This is a genomic window from Caballeronia pedi (assembly GCF_001544915.2).
GTDB classification, from domain to species: Bacteria; Pseudomonadota; Gammaproteobacteria; order Burkholderiales; family Burkholderiaceae; genus Caballeronia; species Caballeronia pedi.
This window is the reverse complement of sequence record NZ_FCOE02000006.1, coordinates 307,139-325,703: the sequence shown is the minus strand read 5'-3', so window position 1 is coordinate 325,703 and position 18,565 is coordinate 307,139. Positions and strand designations below refer to the sequence as shown.

The 18,565-nt window shown below is 62.6% G+C and carries 18 protein-coding genes; 10 read left to right on the top strand and 8 right to left on the bottom strand.

Annotated elements, in window-relative coordinates:
- The first annotated feature begins 300 nt into the window (after positions 1-300).
- Both AWB80_RS12505 and AWB80_RS12500 read left to right on the top strand, forming a co-directional pair.
- Complete coding sequence (locus tag AWB80_RS12505) at positions 301-1,980, top strand: FAD-dependent oxidoreductase (RefSeq protein ID WP_061174951.1); 1,680 nt, start codon at positions 301-303, stop codon at positions 1,978-1,980.
- Entirely contained in the window at positions 1,980-2,189 is a 210-nt protein-coding gene (locus AWB80_RS12500; protein ID WP_061174989.1) for a DUF2783 domain-containing protein, read from the top strand. The genes AWB80_RS12505 and AWB80_RS12500 overlap by 1 nt, the downstream gene beginning before the upstream one ends.
- Here AWB80_RS12500 and mobB read toward each other — a convergent pair.
- The gene (gene mobB / locus AWB80_RS12495; protein ID WP_061174950.1) at positions 2,186-2,710 is read right to left on the bottom strand and encodes a molybdopterin-guanine dinucleotide biosynthesis protein B; all 525 of its coding nucleotides are present in this window, start codon (positions 2,708-2,710) and stop codon (positions 2,186-2,188) included. The two genes, AWB80_RS12500 and mobB, sit on opposite strands and share 4 nt — an antisense overlap.
- A 170-nt stretch (positions 2,711-2,880) precedes the next feature.
- On the opposite strand from mobB, the gene AWB80_RS12490 reads away from it, so the two are divergent.
- On the top strand, positions 2,881-5,403 hold the full coding sequence (locus tag AWB80_RS12490; protein ID WP_061174949.1) for an adenosylcobalamin-dependent ribonucleoside-diphosphate reductase: 2,523 nt from the start codon (positions 2,881-2,883) through the stop codon (positions 5,401-5,403).
- Between the two features lie 41 nt (positions 5,404-5,444).
- Here AWB80_RS12490 and AWB80_RS44375 read toward each other — a convergent pair whose 3' ends face one another.
- The 4 genes from AWB80_RS44375 to AWB80_RS12475 form a co-directional block, all read right to left on the bottom strand.
- Positions 5,445-5,603 (bottom strand): hypothetical protein, encoded by a 159-nt coding sequence (locus AWB80_RS44375; protein WP_167390450.1) that lies wholly within the window; start codon positions 5,601-5,603, stop codon positions 5,445-5,447.
- 33 nt (positions 5,604-5,636) lie between these two features.
- Complete coding sequence (locus AWB80_RS12485; protein ID WP_061174988.1) at positions 5,637-5,978, bottom strand: DUF4148 domain-containing protein; 342 nt, start codon at positions 5,976-5,978, stop codon at positions 5,637-5,639.
- Between the two features lie 189 nt (positions 5,979-6,167).
- A complete protein-coding gene (locus AWB80_RS12480) occupies positions 6,168-6,698 on the bottom strand; it encodes a GNAT family N-acetyltransferase (RefSeq protein ID WP_061174948.1) in 531 nt (176 codons plus the stop codon).
- Positions 6,699-6,744: 46 nt separating this feature from the next.
- Entirely contained in the window at positions 6,745-7,755 is a 1,011-nt protein-coding gene (locus tag AWB80_RS12475) for a LysR family transcriptional regulator (protein WP_061174947.1), read from the bottom strand.
- A 217-nt stretch (positions 7,756-7,972) separates the two neighbouring features.
- Between AWB80_RS12475 and AWB80_RS12470 the strand changes: the two genes are divergently transcribed.
- The 5 genes from AWB80_RS12470 to AWB80_RS12450 all read left to right on the top strand — a co-directional run bounded on the left by AWB80_RS12470 (position 7,973) and on the right by AWB80_RS12450 (position 15,193).
- The gene (locus AWB80_RS12470; RefSeq protein WP_061174946.1) at positions 7,973-8,791 is read left to right on the top strand and encodes an alpha/beta hydrolase; all 819 of its coding nucleotides are present in this window, start codon (positions 7,973-7,975) and stop codon (positions 8,789-8,791) included.
- Positions 8,792-8,859: 68 nt separating this feature from the next.
- On the top strand, positions 8,860-10,053 hold the full coding sequence (locus AWB80_RS12465) for an efflux RND transporter periplasmic adaptor subunit (protein ID WP_061174945.1): 1,194 nt from the start codon (positions 8,860-8,862) through the stop codon (positions 10,051-10,053).
- A gap of 31 nt (positions 10,054-10,084) precedes the next feature.
- Entirely contained in the window at positions 10,085-13,285 is a 3,201-nt protein-coding gene (locus AWB80_RS12460) for an efflux RND transporter permease subunit (RefSeq protein WP_061174944.1), read from the top strand.
- The gene (locus AWB80_RS12455; RefSeq protein WP_061174943.1) at positions 13,282-14,793 is read left to right on the top strand and encodes an efflux transporter outer membrane subunit; all 1,512 of its coding nucleotides are present in this window, start codon (positions 13,282-13,284) and stop codon (positions 14,791-14,793) included. The genes AWB80_RS12460 and AWB80_RS12455 overlap by 4 nt, the downstream gene beginning before the upstream one ends.
- Before the next feature lie 175 nt (positions 14,794-14,968).
- Complete coding sequence (locus tag AWB80_RS12450) at positions 14,969-15,193, top strand: hypothetical protein (protein ID WP_061174942.1); 225 nt, start codon at positions 14,969-14,971, stop codon at positions 15,191-15,193.
- A 24-nt stretch (positions 15,194-15,217) separates the two neighbouring features.
- Here AWB80_RS12450 and ppk2 read toward each other — a convergent pair whose 3' ends face one another.
- Entirely contained in the window at positions 15,218-16,114 is an 897-nt protein-coding gene (gene ppk2, locus AWB80_RS12445; protein WP_061174987.1) for a polyphosphate kinase 2, read from the bottom strand.
- A gap of 217 nt (positions 16,115-16,331) precedes the next feature.
- Between ppk2 and lhpI the strand changes: the two genes are divergently transcribed.
- Together lhpI and AWB80_RS12435 are read left to right on the top strand one after the other, a co-directional pair.
- Positions 16,332-17,258: a bifunctional Delta(1)-pyrroline-2-carboxylate/Delta(1)-piperideine-2-carboxylate reductase gene (gene lhpI, locus AWB80_RS12440; RefSeq protein WP_061174941.1), complete on the top strand. Its 927-nt coding sequence runs from the start codon at positions 16,332-16,334 to the stop codon at positions 17,256-17,258.
- Between the two features lie 23 nt (positions 17,259-17,281).
- Entirely contained in the window at positions 17,282-17,686 is a 405-nt protein-coding gene (locus AWB80_RS12435) for a hypothetical protein (protein WP_244206483.1), read from the top strand.
- A gap of 100 nt (positions 17,687-17,786) precedes the next feature.
- On the opposite strand, the gene hmuQ is transcribed toward AWB80_RS12435, so the two are convergent.
- Both hmuQ and AWB80_RS12425 read right to left on the bottom strand, forming a co-directional pair.
- On the bottom strand, positions 17,787-18,101 hold the full coding sequence (hmuQ, locus tag AWB80_RS12430) for a heme-degrading protein HmuQ (protein WP_008353090.1): 315 nt from the start codon (positions 18,099-18,101) through the stop codon (positions 17,787-17,789).
- A 44-nt stretch (positions 18,102-18,145) separates the two neighbouring features.
- Positions 18,146-18,517 carry a DUF1428 domain-containing protein gene (locus AWB80_RS12425; protein WP_061174939.1) on the bottom strand — a complete coding sequence of 124 codons (372 nt, stop codon included), beginning with the start codon at positions 18,515-18,517 and terminating at the stop codon, positions 18,146-18,148.
- Positions 18,518-18,565 lie beyond the last annotated feature (48 nt).

Genomic DNA, 18,565 nt, shown 5'->3' with positions numbered 1-18,565 from the left:
TCGCCTGTGCCGCGGCCGGTATGAAGCGTTCCGGCTGGGACAAGCTGTTTCTTTGGTTACTTTCTTTGCAGCAGCAAAGAAAGTGACTGCCGCCCCGCACAGGGGCAACACTAATAGACCGACACGAATACGGGATCCGGCGAAACCCCCACGTATGCCACCCCATACGGGTAAACCTAAATTCAACAATATAAAACGTCTTGTACAATAATAAACAGATAACCGAAATCGAAGCAATTCGCACCTGAGCCCGAAGCGTCATACCACGACGAGAGGAGGCTCCACGATGGAGACGATCGAATGTCCGTGAACTACGCCACGCTGCGTTTCGACTACGCCCGCGCCCCCGAGCACGATGCGCCCGCATCCTCGCCCTATCCCGTCGCCGTGATCGGCGCAGGCCCGGTGGGTCTCGCGACAGCGATCGATCTCGCGCAGCAAGGCGTACGCACCATACTCCTCGACAACGACGACACCGTATCCACCGGCTCACGCGCAATCTGCTTCGCCAAACGGACGCTGGAAATCTTCGATCGCCTCGGCTGCGGCGACAGAATGATCGAGAAGGGCGTGAGCTGGAACGTCGGCAAGGTGTTTCTGCATGACGATCTCGTCTACACCTTCAATCTTCTGCCGGAAACGGGGCACGCGCGTCCCGCGTTCATCAACTTGCAGCAGTACTACGTCGAAGGCTTTCTCGCGGAACGCGCAATGCAGATGGAGCAACTGCAATTGCGCTGGAAAAGCAATGTGATCGGCGCGACGCAACACGACGAATACGTCGAACTGCAAGTCGAAACGCCCGACGGCGTCTATCCGCTCAAGGCGCAATACGTCGTGGCCGCCGATGGCGCACGCAGCCCGATGCGCCGCGCGCTCAATCTCGATAGCCACGGCCGCACGTTCAAGGACCGCTTTCTGATCGCCGACGTGAAGATGAAAGCGCCATTCCCGACCGAACGCTGGTTCTGGTTCGATCCGCCGTTTCATCGTAACCAGTCGGTGCTGCTGCATCGCCAGCCGGACAACGTATGGCGTATCGATTTCCAACTCGGCTGGGACGCGGACCCCGTCGCGGAAAAAGAACCCGAACGCGTGATTCCACGCGTGAAGGCGCTGCTCGGCGAAGATGCCGAATTCGAACTGGAGTGGGTGAGCGTCTACACGTTCTCGTGTCTGCGCATGGATAGCTTCAGACATGGCCGCATCATTTTCGCGGGCGATTCCGCGCATGGCGTGTCGCCGTTCGGCGCGCGCGGCGCGAATAGCGGCGTGCAGGATGCCGATAATCTCGCGTGGAAGCTGAAGCTCGTCGTCAATGGCGATGCACCGCCCGCGCTGCTCGATACCTACGCTTCCGAGCGCGAATACGCCGCCGACGAAAACATCCTCAACTCGACGCGCGCAACCGATTTCATCACGCCGAAGAGCGCGGTTTCACGCCTCTTTCGCGATGCGACGCTCAAGCTCGCGAAGGATTGCGCGTTCGCGCGGCGCATGGCGAACAGCGGCCGGCTCTCGGTGCCCGCGGTGCTGCGCGACTCGACGCTCAACACGCCCGATGCAAACGACGATGCCTTCGACTGCGCGATGATCCCCGGTGCGCCTTGCGTGGATGCGCCCGTGCGCGTCGATGATCGCGATGCGTGGCTGTTGCCGCAAACCCATGGCGGCGCGTTCACGGGCATCTATTTCTGCGGACTGGGCCACGGCCCCGACGTCTGCGCGCAAAGTCTCGCTGAATTGTCGAAGACGCCGCTGCCGGTGCGTACGCTGATCGTCGTGCCGAGAGGCATGGCCTGCACGGTGCCGGGCGTGACGGTGGTGGAAGATATCGAAGGCATGGTCGCGCATCGCTTCGACGCGCGGCCGGGCACGTTCTATCTGCTGCGTCCCGATCAACACGTATGCGCCCGCTGGCGCACCTTCGAAGCCGCATCGGTCACGGCCGCGGTCAAGCGCGCAACCTGCAACGGATGATGAATCGTATGAAGCTCAATCTCGAACTGAATATCGCGGACCACGACGCGTTCTATGAGCGTCTCATCGACACGCATAACGGGCTTACCGATGAAGAAAGCCAGATGCTCAACGCGAAGCTGATCTTGCTGCTGGCGAATCATATCGGCGATAACGACGTCCTGAAGGAAGCGTTGACGATGGCGCGTCACGGCCTCGCCGCCAGTTAAATCTTCAGCACGATGCCCGCGCGCGCGCAGATGAACGCGCCGATGCCCGCGATGTCGTCGAGCGCGAGCAGCGGCAACGCGGAATCGATCGCGGCGGGCTCATCGGTTGCGATTGCCAGAATCTCCACATCGGTCTTGTAGAGTGGCTCGCGGCCGGCCGACGGACGCACGACTTCCAGACGCGGCATCGCTTCGCGCGCGAATCCTTCGACGATCACGAGGTCCGCGTGCGACAGCCGCGCGGCCAGCTCGGTCAGCGGCGGCTCCGCGTCGCCGTTCAGTTCACGCACGATCGCATACCGGTAAGGCGATGCGATCAGCACTTCGCCCGCGCCCGCGCGACGAAAGCGCGCACTGTCCTTGCCAGGCGGCTCCAGTTCGATCGAGTGATGACTGTGCTTGATGACGTTGACCGTGAGGCCGCGTGCGCGCAACCACGGCAGCAGCGCTTCGATCAAGGTGGTCTTACCCTGGCCCGAGCGGCCCGAGATGCCGAATAGCGGCGGATGTTGCGGATTCATGCGAATGGTCGGCACTTTGTTCTGGTTTCGATCAGACGAGTTTAACGGGTCAATGGCGAGCGAGGAGAAATCGCGCTATCGTCGGGCATTGCCTTTGCGGCACTTCACGCCAGCGCGCGCAACGCGTTTCCGACGCCATCGCGCGAGGCAGCAATCAAAGGATCTCCGACATGGCCGAAGACAATCCCAGCACCGCTCTCGCACCGCAACAGTTCTCCGTCGACGTGATGCTCGAAAAATATGCCAAGGGCGACGAGACGCGCGTCGAGGATATTTATCGCCGCGTGGCGCGCGGTGTCGCGCAAGCCGAGCCGAACGAGGCGCGCGCGAAGATCGAAGCGGAGTTCGTCGACAACTTCCGGCGCGGCGCACTCGGCGCCGGACGCATCATGAGCGCGGCCGGCGCGGGCATCGACGCGACGCTCATCAATTGCTTTGTGCAGCCGGTGGGCGACGCGATCCAGAGCGCCGACAGCAACGGTCTGCCGGGCATCTACGTCGCGCTGTTGCAGGCGGCCGAGACGATGCGTCGCGGCGGCGGCGTCGGTTATAACTTCTCCGCGATCCGTCCGCGCGGCGCGCGCGTGCATTCGACGGGATCGGCGGCATCGGGTCCGTGCAGCTACATGGACGTGTTCGATGCGTCGTGCCGCACGGTGGAAAGCGCCGGTTCGCGGCGCGGCGCGCAAATGGGCATTCTCGATTGCACGCATCCCGACCTGCTCGAATTCATCGCGGCAAAACATACGAAAGGACGCTGGAACAATTTCAACGTATCGGTCGCGGTGACCGATGAATTCATGCAGGCCGTCGCCGACGACGCCACATGGCAGCTCACGCACAAGGCCGAGCCTTCGCCCGCGCAGCGTGCAGCCGAGGACATGCATCGGCGCGATGATGGCCTGTGGGTCTATCGCGAAGTGAAGGCGCGCGAAGTGTGGAACACGATCATGCGCTCGACCTACGACGTCGCGGAGCCCGGCGTCGTGTTCATGTCGCGCATGAACGACGACAACAACTTACGGGCGGTCGAAGCGATCCGCGCGACCAATCCATGCGGCGAACAGCCGCTGCCCGCATACGGCTGCTGCAATCTCGGTCCGCTCAATCTCACGCGCTTCGTGCACGATCCGTTCGCGCAGATGCGTGGCGGCGTGCCTTCCTTCGACTGGGACGGCCTCGCTCACACGACGCGCACGCAGGTGCGTTTCCTCGACGACGTGCTCGACGTCACGCTCTGGCCGCTCGACGAACAGGCGCGCGAAGCGGAGGCGAAGCGTCGTATCGGCGTCGGTTTTACGGGTCTCGGCGACACGCTCGTGATGCTCGGTCTGCGTTATGACGAACAGGAAGGGCGCGACTTCGCCACACGCGTCGCGCGCACGATGCGCGATGAAGCGTATCGCGCGTCCGTCGAACTCGCGAAGGAGCGCGGCAAGTTTCCGCTCTTCGATGCGAAGCGTTATCTGGAAGAGGGCACGTTCGCTTCGCGGTTGCCGGACGACATCAAGAGTGCGATTCGCGAGCACGGCATTCGCAACAGCCATCTGCTGTCGATCGCGCCGACGGGCACCGTGAGCCTCGCGTTCGCGGACAATGCATCGAACGGCATCGAGCCTGCGTTCTCGTGGACGTATCAGCGCACGAAGCGCATGGCGGACGGCTCGCGTCAGACCTTCGCCGTGGAAGATCACGCGTACAGGCTGTATCGCGAGATGGGCGGCGATGTGAACGCGTTGCCCGCGTACTTCGTGAGTGCGCTGGAGATGTCCGCGCACGATCACATGGAAATGATGGCAGCGGTGCAGCCGTTCGTCGACACGTCGATCTCGAAGACCGTGAACGTGCCCGCCGATTATCCGTTCGACAAGTTTCAGGATCTCTATTTCGAAGCGTGGCGGCGCGGCCTGAAGGGGCTCGCGACGTATCGGCCGAACGAGACATTGGGTGCGGTGCTTTCCGTCACGCCCGCTGAAACGCCGAGCGATTCGCCGGACCCCGAACTCGATCTCGATCCGCTGCGCATCGCGATCGATCATCGGCCACGAGGAGAATTGCCCGCGATCATCGAGAAGGTCGAGTATCTGACGCAGGCAGGGAAGAAGTCGATCTATCTCGCGGTGTCGTTCATCGAGGTGACGGGGCGGATTTCCGGTGAAGACGTGACGATCGAGCGGCCGATCGAATTCTTCATTCCCACCGGCCAGCGCGACGAATCGCAGCAATGGATCACGGCGACGATGCGTTCGCTTTCACTGGCCGCGCGCGGCGGCTTTGCGGCGCGCACCTTGCAGGACATGCGCAAGGTGTCGTGGGATCGCGGACAGGTTCGTCTTGGCGATGTCGAACGGCTCGATGGACATCGCAGCCCGCGCTGGCACGATTCGGAAGTCGCCGCGCTAGCGTATGCGATCCAGCAGATTCTTCATCGCCGCGGTTTTCTTGATGCAGAAGGAAACCAGGTACCGTCGCGCGTGCTTGCGCGCAAGGGTGCCGATCGCGCGCCGCATGCAGTAGCTGTAGCGGACGAGGGCGAAGAAGTATCCGAGGGTATCGCGCGAGTCGAGATCGATCCGCATAGCCTTCCCCTGATGCACGGCCGAAAGTGCGCGACATGTGGTGCGAATGCAGTGATCCGCAAGGATGGCTGCGACTTCTGCACGGCGTGCGGCGAAATCGGCGCGTGCGGTTAAGTTGAAGAAAAAAAGGCGCGGGCTTTCGTCCGCGCCTTCTGTCACGCTCGATGCGAGCGTTCGGTCTTACTCTCTTCGTGCGATTCGCGCGCAACATCCGACCCATGCGATGCGTGCTGCGTGAACGGATGCCATACCGGCGTGAGCGAAGGAAGTTCGTCGAGAAGCGAGAACTGATCGAGTGATGTGTTTTCGAACATGATGACCTCTTGAATCTTTTCCTGACGACGCGATCAGCGCGCCGTCACGTTTGCATGCGTGGCCGAGCCGTTGGCGTACTCGACGATCTCACGGTTGCGCGCTTCCGCTTGCGCAGCGACGGCGTCGCCCCACATGCTGCGCTCGGGATAGGTGTTGCGGTTCAATGCGGGCAGCGAGCCATTCGAATACGCAGCGACGAGTTCGGCACGTACTTGCGCGCGGGTCTTGGGCGTATCGCTCGCGCTTGCTTGCGTCTGCGTCGAAACCTGATAGGTGCCCGCGCGGCCGATGCCTTGGCCGCCCTCCGCAAATGCGGTGGTCGAGACGACGGCGGAGATGGCGGCGAGAGAGAACCCCGTGATGAGCTGTTTCATGCTTGCGACTCCTTTCTTTCCGATGCGGCGTGCGGGCAAATGCGGATTGCATTCGGTGTGAAGCACGCTGCGTTAGGAGCGAATGTAGCCGCGCGGACCGGGCGGATAAATGCCGTATCGGCGAATAGATTTATCGATTTCGGCGAATAATCGTGCGCAGGCTTGATGGGCGGGCGTTTGCGGCCCGCGTCAAACGAGTTGCTTATGGAAGAAAGTGGTCCCGCATGGGGTGCCGTCGGGCATCAATGCGTAGTTCGGCACCACGCCCACGCGCTGCCATCCGGCGCGCTCGTAGAGACGCTCGGCATCGCCGCCGGTGACGGTGTCGAGCACGAGAACGGACTTGCCGGCGTTGCGCGCGGCATCGTCGGCGGCCGTCATCAGTCGGCCTGCAATGCCCTGGCGCCGCGCTCGACGCGCGACGAGCATCTTCGCGACATCGGCGCGATGCGGCTGATTCTCCGGTTGATCGATGACGAGCTGCACCGTGCCCAGCAAATGCCCTTCAACGTTCTCGGCGACGAGCAGAATGCGTTCGTCGCGCGCGACGCCATGCGCGACGCCCGTCCAGAACGCGACCGCCGTCGCGCGTGAGATCGGCAACATGAAGCTGACGGACGCGCCACCTTCGACGCAATCGATGAGCACATCCGCCAGCGACTCGACATACCCCGCTACTTCGTTCGCGCCTATGCGGCGCACGGTGACGTTTTCGTTCATTGGTGTTCTTGTCCCGCTTGCAGCGCCGCCAGCGGCGGATGGTTAGCTATGCAACGACATCCTCGGTGCTCGCAACTTCCGGCGTGCCGTGACGCACGATGGCAGGCGACGACGTGCTCGTCGGCAGGCAGCGCTCTTCCGCATCCTTTTGACCTTGCAGCAGCGGGCAACGCTCGAACAGCTCGGCGGCCCAGTCGACGAACACGCGCACCTTGGGCGAAAGATGGCGGTTATGCGGATACACCGCCGAAATCGGCATCGGCAGCGGGTTCCATTGCGGCAATACTTCGACGAGTTCGCCCGCGCGCAGATGCGGCAGCGCCATGAAGCGCGGCACCTGAATGATGCCGACACCCTTCAGGCCGCAGCTCAGATACGCTTCGGCGTCGTTCACCGCGATCATGCCGCGCATCTTCACTTCGATGGTTTCATCGTCGATGACGAAGTCCATGTCCATGACGCGTCCCGTGCGGCTCGAAAAATAATTCACCGCCGTGTGATTCTGCAAATCCTCGATCGTCTGCGGCGTGCCGTTGCGTTCGAGATATTGCGGAGCCGCGACGGTCACGCCCTGAAACACGCCGATGCGCCGCGCGACGAGACTCGAATCCTGCAGCGTGCCCACGCGAATCACGCAGTCCACGCCTTCCTGAATCAGATCGACCGGTTTGTCGCCGAAGCCCATCATCAGCTCGATTTCCGGGTAGCGCGTGTGGAAATCGCATAGCTGCGGCATCACGATGAGCCGCCCGATCGCGCCCGGCATATCGACGCGCAGCTTGCCGTGCGGACCCTTGCCATTATTCGAGAACGAGCCTTCCGCTTCCTCGATGTCGGCGAGGATGCGCACGCAGCGCTCGTAGTACGCCGCGCCATCGGGCGTGAGGTTGAGCCTGCGCGTCGTGCGCTGAAGCAGCCGCACGTTCAGATGCGCTTCCAGATTCTGGATGATCGTCGTGACCGAAGCGCGCGGCAGATTGAGCGTGTCCGCGGCGCGCGAAAAGCTGTTGGTGTCTACGACGCGAGTGAAGACCTGCATTGCCTGAAGCCGATCCATGTTCTCTCACCTTCCTTGACTAGCGATGCACTAATTAAGCACGCGCTAAAGAGTGGCCGAAAAAACAATCGCAAGGGATAACCACGATTGTTCGGTGCGACCGAATTGTGTTGCCGGATTATAGGCATTTATCTAAAAAGGCGCGGACTCCAGAATTCGGACCATCGCAACTCATGCGTGAAGGCCTTGCAGCATCGGCCCTGCACCGAAAATAACCATGGCAACACTGTTGGATCTCGAGTCGGGCCCGCGTTTGTGCATCGAGGATGTGCACATCACGGGACACGCGCAACCGATCACCCTGCGCAGCTATCGCCCGGCGTCGGACGGCACGGTGCTGCCCATCGTTCTGTACTTTCACGGCGGCGGTTTTATTCGCGGCGGACTCGACGACGCGGATATCGCCGCGGCGACGATTGCACGCGATACGCCCGCCTGGGTCGTCGCGGTGGGCTATTCGCTCGCGCCGAAATTTCCGTTTCCCGCCGCACCCGAAGACGGTTATCGCGCGGCGCAATGGGCCGTCGCGCATGCGCGTTCGCAGCGCGCGGACCCGCAGCGCATCGGCGTGATGGGCCACGACGCGGGCGGCAATATCGCTACGTGCGTCGCGGCCATCGCGCGCGATCGCGGTGATATTCGCATGTCCGCGCAAGCCTTGCTCGCGCCGCTGCTCGATCCCAGCATGACGCGCCTCGCCGACGAACGCAAAGTGCTGTGCCCCGATTTCGAAGCCTGCGAATGCGCACAGTGGTATCGCGCGTATCTGCCGAATCCGTCGCAGCGGCTGCATCCATATGCGGCGCCGCTCGAATCGCGCCGTCTCGCGGGCCTGCCGCCCGCGCTCATCGCGAGCGCCGAGCACGATCTGCTGCATATCGAAGCCGAGAAATACGCGGGCGAACTGATCGCCGCGGGTGTCCCGACCGAAGTCACGCGCCACGGCAAGACATCGCATCAGGCGCTCGCCGCGCATCCCGATGCGCTCGCCGATGTCGTCACGTTCTTCAGAAAACGGCTTGCGCGCGGGAAATGAGCGCAAGAAACGGCACGCCGCACACGCACCAGACAACAACAATCTCAACGTAACCGGAGCCTTTGACCATGTTATTCACTCGCAAACGCATCTACGCCGCGCTGGGCGCGACGCTGATCGTCGCCGGCGCGGGCGGCTATACCGCCTGGCGCGGTCACGGCGACGCGGCGATCAATCAGGCGCAAGCCGCCGCACACAGCCCGACCGCCACCGAGGTGGACGTGGCCACCGTGGTCTCGAAGACCATCACCGACTGGCAAAGCTATTCGGGCCGGCTCGAAGCCGTCGATCACGTCGACATTCGTCCGCTCGTGCCGGGCACGATCGTCGCCGTGCATTTCAAGGATGGCCAGCTCGTGAAGAAGGGCGATCCGCTCTTCACGATCGATCCGCGTCCCTATGAAGCCGAAGTGGATCGCGCGCAGGCGCAGATCGCGGCGGCGCAGGCTCGCAACGGGTATACGTCGACCGATGCGGCGCGTGCGGAACGTCTGCTCGCCGATAACGCGATCGCCAAGCGCGACTACGACGAGAAGCAGAACGCCGCGCGCGAGGCCGTCGCCAACCTGAAGGCCGCGCAGGCCGCGCTCGAAACCGCGAAGATCAATCTCGCCTATACGCATATCGTCGCGCCGGTCTCCGGGCGCGTCTCGCGTGCGGAACTCACGGTCGGCAACATCGTATCGACGGGCGCGAACGCGCCTTTGCTGACGACGCTCGTATCGGTCTCGCCGATCTACGCATCGTTCGATGTCGATGAACAGACGTACTTGCGCTATCTCGGTCGCGACGCGGGCAGCGCCGTGCCGGTGTCGCTCGGTCTCGCGAACGAGGACGGTTATTCGCGCGATGGCGTCGTCGATTCGGTCGACAACCGGCTCGATACCACGTCCGGCACGATCCGCGTGCGCGCGCGCTTCAACAACCCCGACGGTACGCTCGTACCGGGTCTCTATGCACGCGTGAAAGTGGGCGGCGGCACGCCGCACCCGGCCGTGCTCGTGGAAGACGAGGCCATCGGCACCGATCAGGACAAGAAGTACGTCATGGTCGTCGACAAGGACAACCGCGTGCAGTATCGCGAAGTGATCACCGCGCAGACGCATGAAGGCCTGCGCGTGATATCGAAGGGCCTGCAGCCGGGCGAGCGCATCGTCGTGAATGGCTTGCAGCGTGTGCGCCCGAACGATGTGATCAAGGCCAACAACGTCGCGATGAACGACAGCGATGCACCCGTCGTGAAGACCGCGTCCGCACAGTGATGCGCGTCCTCCGCAACAGACAGAACTCGTCATGAACATATCCAAATTTTTCATCGATCGCCCGATCTTTGCGGGTGTGCTATCGGTGGTCGTGCTGCTGGCGGGCATCATCGCGATGTTCAAGCTGCCGATCTCCGAGTATCCGGAAGTCGTGCCGCCTTCGGTCGTCGTGCATGCGCAGTATCCCGGCGCGAACCCGAAGGTGATCGCGGAGACCGTGGCCTCGCCGCTCGAAGAGCAGATCAACGGCGTCGAGGACATGCTCTACATGCAGTCGCAGGCCAATAGCGACGGCAACCTCACGACCACCGTCACGTTCAAGCTCGGCACCGATCCTGATAAGAACACGCAGCTCGTGCAGAACCGCGTGAACCAGGCGCTGCCGCGCCTGCCGCAGGATGTGCAGCGCCTGGGCGTGACGACCATCAAGTCGTCGCCGACCTTGACCATGGTCGTCCACCTGAACTCGCCCAACGGCCGTTACGACATGACGTATCTGCGCAACTATGCGCTGATCAACGTGAAGGACCGGCTCGAACGCATCGCGGGCGTGGGCGAAGTGCAGTTGTGGGGCTCGGGAGATTACTCGATGCGCGTATGGCTCGATCCGCAAAAGGTCGCGCAGCGCGGCATGACGGCGACGGATGTTGTCAACGCGATCCGCGAGCAGAACGTGCAGGTCGCCGCGGGCGTGATCGGCGGTTCGCCGACGCTGCCGAATGTGCCGCTGCAACTGAACGTGAATGCGCGCGGCCGTCTCACGAGCGAGTCTGAGTTCCGCGACATCGTGCTGAAGACATCGCCGGATGGCGCGGTCACGCATCTCTCCGATGTGGCGCGTGTGGAACTCGCCGCATCGGAATATGGCTTGCGCTCGTTGCTCGACAACAAGTCGGCCGTTGCAATCGCAATCAATCAGCAGCCGGGCGCGAACTCGCTGCAGATCTCCGATGAAGTCCGCAAGACGATGAAGGAACTGCAAGCGGACATGCCGGCTGGCCTGGAATATCAGATCGTCTATGACCCGACGCAGTTCGTGCGCTCCAGTATCGAAGCGGTGATCCACACGCTCGCGGAAGCGATCGCGCTGGTCGTGCTCGTCGTGATCGTGTTCCTGCAGACGTGGCGCGCATCGATCATTCCGTTGCTCGCGGTGCCGGTGTCGATCGTCGGTACGTTCTCGCTGCTGCTCGCGTTCGGCTTCTCGATCAACGCGCTGTCATTGTTCGGGATGGTGCTCGCGATCGGTATCGTCGTTGATGATGCGATCGTGGTCGTCGAGAACGTGGAGCGCAACATCGAAGCGGGGTTATCGGCGCGGGAGGCCACGTATCAGGCGATGCGCGAGGTGAGCGGGCCGATCATCGCGATCGCGCTGACGCTCGTCGCCGTGTTCGTGCCGCTCGCGTTCATGTCCGGTCTCACGGGCCAGTTCTACAAGCAGTTCGCGATGACCATCGCCATCTCGACGGTGATCTCCGCGTTCAATTCGCTGACGCTGTCGCCGGCACTGGCCGCACTGCTGCTGAAGGGTCACGATGAGCCGAAGGACTGGCTCACGCGTGGCATGGACCGCGTGTTCGGCGGCTTCTTCCGCGCCTTCAACAAGGTGTTCCATCGGGGTTCGGATGCGTATGGCAAGGGCGTGAAGAGCGTCATCAATCGCAAGGCGCTGATGATGGTCGTGTATGCCGTGCTGCTCGCGGGCGCCGTGCTGATGGGCAAGGTCGTGCCGGGCGGCTTCGTGCCCGCGCAGGACAAGGAGTATCTGATCAGCTTCGCGCAGTTGCCCAACGGCGCATCGCTGGATCGCACCGAAGGCGTGATCCGTCAGATGTCGGATATCGCATTGAAGCAGCCGGGCGTGGAAAGCGCGGTCGAATTCCCGGGCTTGTCGGTGAACGGCTTCACCAACTCGTCGAGTGCGGGCATCGTGTTCGTCACGCTGAAGCCTTTCAAGGAGCGCGTGCATGACAAGGCGCTGTCGGCGAATGCGATTGCCGGTGCGCTGAATCAGAAGTACGCGGGCATCAAGGGCTCGTTCATCGCCGTGTTCCCGCCGCCGCCCGTTCTCGGTCTCGGCACGCTCGGCGGCTTCAAGATGCAACTGGAGGATCGCGGCGCGCTCGGCTATGCGGCGCTCGCCGATGCGACGCAGGCGTTCATCAAGCGCGCATCGCAGACGCCCGAACTCGGCCCGACGTTCTCCAGTTATCAGATCAACGTGCCGCAGTTGAACGTCGATCTGGATCGCGTGAAGGCGAAGCAACTGGGCGTCTCGGTGACGGACGTGTTCGACACGATGCAGGTCTATCTCGGCTCGCTCTACGTGAACGACTTCAATCGCTTCGGACGCGTGTATCAGGTGCGCGTGCAGGCGGACGCGCCGTTCCGTGCGAATCCGGAGGATATCGGCTTGCTGAAGACGCGCAACGCGAACGGCGACATGGTGCCTTTGTCGTCGCTCGTGAAGGTGACGCCGACGTACGGCCCCGAGATGGTGGTTCGCTATAACGGCTACACCGCGGCCGACATCAACGGCGGCCCGGCGCCGGGTTACTCGTCGGGTCAGGCGCAGGCGGCGGCGGAACGTATCGCGGCGGAAGTGCTGCCGCGCGGGATCAAGTTCGAATGGACCGATCTCACGTATCAGCAGATCCTCGCGGGCAACGCGGCGCTGTGGGTGTTCCCGATCAGCGTGCTGCTCGTGTTCCTCGTGCTCGCGGCGCTGTATGAAAGCCTGACGTTGCCGCTCGCGGTGATCCTGATCGTGCCGATGAGCATTCTGTCCGCGCTGGTCGGCGTATGGCTCACCGATGGCGACAACAACATCTTCACGCAGATCGGTTTGATGGTGCTGGTGGGCTTGTCGGCGAAGAACGCGATCCTGATCGTCGAGTTCGCACGCGAGCTGGAGATGCAGGGACGCTCGATCGTGCAGGCCGCGATCGAAGCGAGCCGGCTGCGTCTGCGTCCGATTTTGATGACGTCCATCGCGTTCATCATGGGTGTGGTGCCGCTCGTGCTGTCGACGGGGGCGGGCTCGGAAATGCGTCACGCGATGGGCGTCGCCGTGTTCTTCGGCATGTTGGGCGTGACGCTCTTCGGTCTGATGTTGACGCCGGTGTTCTACGTGATCCTGCGTAAGCTGTCCCGCACCGAGCATGTGACGGACAAGCACGGCTCGCATCCGCAGATGCGCGGTATCGGTGCCTCCTACGAGGCGCAATGAGGTCGATGATGATGAACAAGCTACATATCGTATCGAGTCTGATGGCCACGCTGTTGCTGGTGGCAGGCTGCTCGCTCGCGCCTACTTACGAGAAGCCGGACGTCAACGCGCCGTCCGCCTACAAGGAAACGCCGCAACAGACGCTCGACGCGTCCGAGGCGGGCACCTGGAAGACCGCGCAGCCTTCGGAAGAGATGTTGCGCGGCGAATGGTGGACGATCTTCGACGACGCGACGCTGAACGATCTGGAAAAGCAGGCGCAGGATGCGAACCAGAACCTGAAGGCGACGGCGGCGCGCGTGAAGGAAGCGCGCGCGATCAACCAGACGGCGCGCGCGGGCCTGTTCCCGACGCTCGACGCGGGCTTCGGCCCGACGCGCGAGAAGTTCTCGCCCGCATCGCAGTTCCTGCCAGCCGATGGCAACGTGCCCGCGCAAACGCTGTGGCGCGCGCAGGCGAGCGTGTCGTATGAAGTGGACCTGTTCGGCCGCGTGTCGAACTCGGTGCAGGCCGCCAACGCCGACACGCAGCAGAGCGAGGCGCTGTTCCGTTCGGTGCAGCTTGCGTTGCAGGCGGACGTCGCGCAGAACTACTTCAATCTGCGCGAGCTGGATGCCGAAACCGATGTCTTCACGCGCACGGTGCAGTTGCGCGAGCAAGCGCTGAAGCTCGTGCAGAAGCGCTTCACGGAAGGCGATATCAGCGAACTCGACGTCGCACGCGCGAAGTCGGAACTCGCGACCGCGCGCTCGGACGCGATGACGGTGCAGCGTCTGCGCGCGGCATCGGAACATAGTCTCGCGGTGCTGCTCGGCAAGGCGCCCGCCGAGTTCTCGATGGCCGCGAATCCGCTCAAGCAGGTGACGGTGCGTGTGCCGCCGGGTCTGCCTTCGGCGTTGCTCGAACGTCGTCCGGATATCGCGGCGGCGGAACGTGCGATGGCGGCGGCCAATGCGCGCATCGGCGTGGCGAAGGCGGCGTTCTTTCCGTCGCTGACGCTGACGGGTTCGGGCGGCTTCGAATCGGCGACGCTCGGTGATCTTTTCAAGTGGTCGAGCCGCACGTTCCTGCTTGGGCCGTTCGCGGGCACCGCGCTGAATATCCCGATCTTCGATGGCGGTCGTCGCAAGGGCAATCTCGCGAATGCACGCGCCGTGTACGAAGAGGATGTCGCGAATTATCGGCAACAAGTGCTGGTTGCATTCCGCGAAGTTGAAGACAATCTTTCCGATTTGCGCATCCTCGAAGGTCAGACCGCGACTCAGGACGATGCCGTGAAAGCTTCGGTGCGGGCCGCGCAGCTGTCGCGGACGCAGTACACCGAAGGCGCGGTCAATTATCTCGATGTCATCGATGCGGAGCGGACGGTGCTTCAGACGCAGCGAGCGTCGGTGCAGTTGCAGGGGACGCAGGCGATATCGACGGTGAATCTGATTCGCGCGTTGGGAGGCGGTTGGGGCGATGCCATGCCCAAGCCTGTGGCGGAGCCGAGCCTCGCGCAGAAGTAGGTTTTGTTTCTTTGGTTTTCGTCGCCGGATCCCGAATACGAGATCCGGCGAAAGCCTATTTACTCGATAAACAAAACCGATTGTTCGTCGAATGGAACATATGTCTTCACCTACGGAGCGTTTATCCGCAAGCCCCAAATCCATAAAATTCTAACTATGGGATAGGGAGCCGAAGATGAAAGACTTGATTGCAAGACAACTGTATCAGCCGGCGGTGGTGCTGCCACTGCTACTGTTGACGCGCCTGATGGTCACGCTCGACTTCAATCTCGCGCAGGTGATGTTCGTGATCATGCTGAGAGGTTCGCAGCACGCGTATCAGTTCGCGCTGCGTCTTGCAACGGCACGTCAGCGCAGCAATGCAACAGTGAAGCATCTTCCCTGCAGCAACTGCTGCTGACGCAAGCCGCGACGATATCGACGCTCAATAGATCTCGGGAACGTACATCTCATCAGGCACAGGCTGCCGCAAATAATCGGGGTTGAACACGCGATCCGGCAACTCGATCTGCTGATGTTCGACCTCGTGATACGGCACCTGACTCAACAGGTGATGAATGCAGTTCAGTCGCGCACGCTTCTTGTCGACGGCCTGCACGACCCACCACGGCGCTTCGGCGATGTGCGTGCGCTGAAGCATCACTTCCTTCGCCGCTGTGTACGCTTCCCATCGCCGGCGGCTTTCCAGGTCCATCGGGCTCAGCTTCCATTGCTTGAGCGGATCCTCGATGCGCGCCTCGAAACGCACTTCCTGTTCGTCGTCGGTGATCGAGAACCAGTATTTGATGATCTGGACGCCGCTGCGCACCAGCATCTTCTCGAACTCGGGGACCGAACGGAAGAATTCCTCATACTCGGCGTCGGTACAGAAGTTCATCACGCGCTCGACGCCCGCGCGGTTATACCAGCTGCGATCGAACAGCACGATTTCGCCGGCCGCCGGCAAGTGCGACACATAACGCTGGAAATACCACTGCGTCCGTTCGCGATTGTTCGGCGCGGGCAGGGCCGCCACGCGACACACGCGCGGATTCAGCCGCTGCGTGATGCGTTTGATCGCGCCGCCCTTGCCAGCGGCGTCGCGTCCCTCGAAGATCACGACGAGCCGATGCCCCGTATGCACGACCCAGTCCTGCAACTTCACGAGTTCGCCCTGAAGACGGAACAGCTCGCGGAAATAGGTCTTGCGCAATTGCCGCTCTTCTTCCGAGAAGGTCGATTCGCCGTCCAGGAAGCGATCGTCGACCTCCATCTCGAACTCTTCGTCGTAACTGTCGATGATATCGGCGTGAAAACGGCGCTGCTTGTCCGTCGTGTTCATGAAGGGCTCCATGGGCGTTCTGGGGCCGCCGCCGGATCGATACCGGTTGCGGCGCGGAACCGCCGATTATGCCGATATTCGATGGCAGTCATATGACAGCGGCTGATTCGGGCATTGTAGTAACCCGATGTCGCGCACCGTTAGAATGTTCCCGCACTTCGATGGCATGCCGATGGCATTGCCAGCCTCCATTCAACGCCCACAGCGAGCGAATCCGATGACCGCAACGATCCAGAGTTTCGACGAAGCCCAAACCGCGCGCCTCGTGCCGTACGACCGGCTCGTGGACACGCTCGCCGCGACGATGCTCGATTACGCGGCGGGCCGCATCGTCAGTCCCGAGCGCATGGTGGTGCCGATCGAGGGCGGCGTCATGCTGTCGATGCCCGCGAGCGCCGCCGATCTCGCGATGCACAAGCTCGTGAACGTCTGCGCCGGCAATGGCGCGCGCGGTCTGCCGACGATCCACGGTCAGGTCACCGCATACGATGCCGTGACCGGCGTGCCACAGTTCATGCTCGACGGCCCGACGGTGACGGGTCGCCGCACCGCTTCGGTGTCGATGCTCGCGATCCGCGCGCTTCATGCGAACGCGCCGCGCGAAGTGCTCGTGATCGGCACGGGCAAGCAGGCGGCGTATCACGTCGAAGCGCTCGCAGCGGTTTATCCCGAGGCGCGCATTCGTGTGCAGGGCTCGCGTCCCGGGCGCGCGCGCGAATTTTGCGCGGCGCATGCGTCGGCGTCTGCGCTGGACGAAGCCGCGATTCCCGATTCGATCGATGTCGTCATCGCCGCGACCACGAGCAAGACGCCCGTCTACACGATGCCTGCGCGCGCGGGCCGCCTCGTGATCGGCGTGGGCGCCTTCACCGCCGACGCCGCCGAGATCGCCGCCGCGACCGTCCATGCGAGCGAGCTTTATGTCGACGATCCCGCGGGCGCGCGGCACGAAGCCGGCGATTTCATTCTCGCGGGCATCGACTGGAACGCGGTGCATGCGCTGGCCGAAGCGCTCGCAACATCGTCGAGCACCGTCGATACCGCGCGTCCCGTGATGTTCAAGTCGGTTGGCTGCGCGGCGTGGGATCTGGCGGCATGTTGTGTCGCGCGGGCGGTTTTGTCGGAAGAAAGCGGGACGGCGTAAAGCAATCGAGCTTGGAACGGTACTTGCTGCTGGTTTACAAATATGGACGGGCGCCAAGCGCCACCGGACAAACGGCGCAGCAATGCGCCACAGCAACCGAGCCAGTGAACCAACCCATGAAAAGTCGATACGACAGCAAATGGCATCCGTGGATTCCCGCGCGCGAAGACGGGCGCGAAGGCGCGGGCGGGGACCGCCGTGCGGCTTCCCAGACAAGCGCCTCACCGCCAGCGGCCTACTTCATCTCCGTACTGGAGCTTGCCACCGGCGAGAAGCTTGGAAGTGACGAGCGCGTGCGCGCCGTGGCCATGCTCGAATCGCAATTCGGCGAAGGCAGGCCGCGCACGCTGAAAGAAGCGGTTCGAATCTGCGCCGCCGCGATCGATTCATCGACATTGCAGCGCATGGCGCGCGGCGCGAAGGCGTAAGCAAAACAACATCACGCGAGGCGCGTTTTTTCACACGAGTGTAAAACGAGCGTGCTCGCCATAAAAACGCGCGCTCGTGCGGAACGCGCGCCTTCATCGCCTATTTGACGGTCTGAATCACCTCGAATCCTTCGAACTCCGGGTGGCCGAGATAAAGCTGGCGCGTCTCGCCGCCGGCATTGCGATGCGCCGCGCGGAACGCGTCCGAGCGCGTCCAGTCCTCGAAGGCCGCCTGATTCGCCCAGATCGTATGGCTCGAATAGAGAACGTGATCGTCCTTCACGGGCCCCTTGAGCAGATGAAACTCGACGAATCCCGGCACATCCTTGAGATGCGTGTCGCGGCTGGTCCACAGGCGTTCGAAATCGGCCTCGGCGCCGGGCACGATCTTAAAGCGGTTCATGGCGATATACATGTCGATGCGTTTCCTTCAACGTAAGCGGTCAAAAGTAAAAAATATCAGCTGCGCCCGAGTTCGACGATCGTCTTGAAGCCGCCGAAAAACATTCGCTGCGGGTCGAACGGCATGTCGGCGGATTCCATCATCGACTTGAGGCGCGGGTCTTCCATCACCTTCGCGTTGACGCGGTCGCGCTCCTCGCGCGATGCGTAGACGATATACGAGAACACGACGGTCTCGCCGTCCTTCAACTGCACGCTCTGCGGAAACGATGTGACCTTGCCGGGTTTCACGTCGTCGGCGAGGGTCTCCACGAACTGCAGCGCGCCGTGCTCCAGCCAGATCTTGCCGGCGGCTTCGGCCATCGCGCGATAGGCATCGATCTTGTCGGCCGGCACGGGTACGACGAATCCATCCACGTAGTGCGCCATCTGAGTCTCCTGAATCGGTTCGGGAAAGGCCGCGCATGTGATGCGCTG

Excerpts from the sequence above, each read along its gene's own strand:
- AWB80_RS12505 (WP_061174951.1), top strand. The coding sequence starts at position 301 with ATGTCCGTGAACTACGCCACGCTGCGTTTCGACTACGCCCGCGCCCCC.
- AWB80_RS12500 (WP_061174989.1), top strand. The coding sequence starts at position 1,980 with ATGAATCGTATGAAGCTCAATCTCGAACTGAATATCGCGGACCACGAC.
- mobB (WP_061174950.1), bottom strand. The coding sequence starts at position 2,710 with ATGAATCCGCAACATCCGCCGCTATTCGGCATCTCGGGCCGCTCGGGC.
- AWB80_RS12490 (WP_061174949.1), top strand. The coding sequence starts at position 2,881 with ATGGCCGAAGACAATCCCAGCACCGCTCTCGCACCGCAACAGTTCTCC.
- AWB80_RS44375 (WP_167390450.1), bottom strand. The coding sequence starts at position 5,603 with ATGTTCGAAAACACATCACTCGATCAGTTCTCGCTTCTCGACGAACTT.
- AWB80_RS12485 (WP_061174988.1), bottom strand. The coding sequence starts at position 5,978 with ATGAAACAGCTCATCACGGGGTTCTCTCTCGCCGCCATCTCCGCCGTC.
- AWB80_RS12480 (WP_061174948.1), bottom strand. The coding sequence starts at position 6,698 with ATGAACGAAAACGTCACCGTGCGCCGCATAGGCGCGAACGAAGTAGCG.
- AWB80_RS12475 (WP_061174947.1), bottom strand. The coding sequence starts at position 7,755 with ATGGATCGGCTTCAGGCAATGCAGGTCTTCACTCGCGTCGTAGACACC.
- AWB80_RS12470 (WP_061174946.1), top strand. The coding sequence starts at position 7,973 with ATGGCAACACTGTTGGATCTCGAGTCGGGCCCGCGTTTGTGCATCGAG.
- AWB80_RS12465 (WP_061174945.1), top strand. The coding sequence starts at position 8,860 with ATGTTATTCACTCGCAAACGCATCTACGCCGCGCTGGGCGCGACGCTG.
- AWB80_RS12460 (WP_061174944.1), top strand. The coding sequence starts at position 10,085 with ATGAACATATCCAAATTTTTCATCGATCGCCCGATCTTTGCGGGTGTG.
- AWB80_RS12455 (WP_061174943.1), top strand. The coding sequence starts at position 13,282 with ATGAGGTCGATGATGATGAACAAGCTACATATCGTATCGAGTCTGATG.
- AWB80_RS12450 (WP_061174942.1), top strand. The coding sequence starts at position 14,969 with ATGAAAGACTTGATTGCAAGACAACTGTATCAGCCGGCGGTGGTGCTG.
- ppk2 (WP_061174987.1), bottom strand. The coding sequence starts at position 16,114 with ATGAACACGACGGACAAGCAGCGCCGTTTTCACGCCGATATCATCGAC.
- lhpI (WP_061174941.1), top strand. The coding sequence starts at position 16,332 with ATGACCGCAACGATCCAGAGTTTCGACGAAGCCCAAACCGCGCGCCTC.
- hmuQ (WP_008353090.1), bottom strand. The coding sequence starts at position 18,101 with ATGTATATCGCCATGAACCGCTTTAAGATCGTGCCCGGCGCCGAGGCC.
- AWB80_RS12425 (WP_061174939.1), bottom strand. The coding sequence starts at position 18,517 with ATGGCGCACTACGTGGATGGATTCGTCGTACCCGTGCCGGCCGACAAG.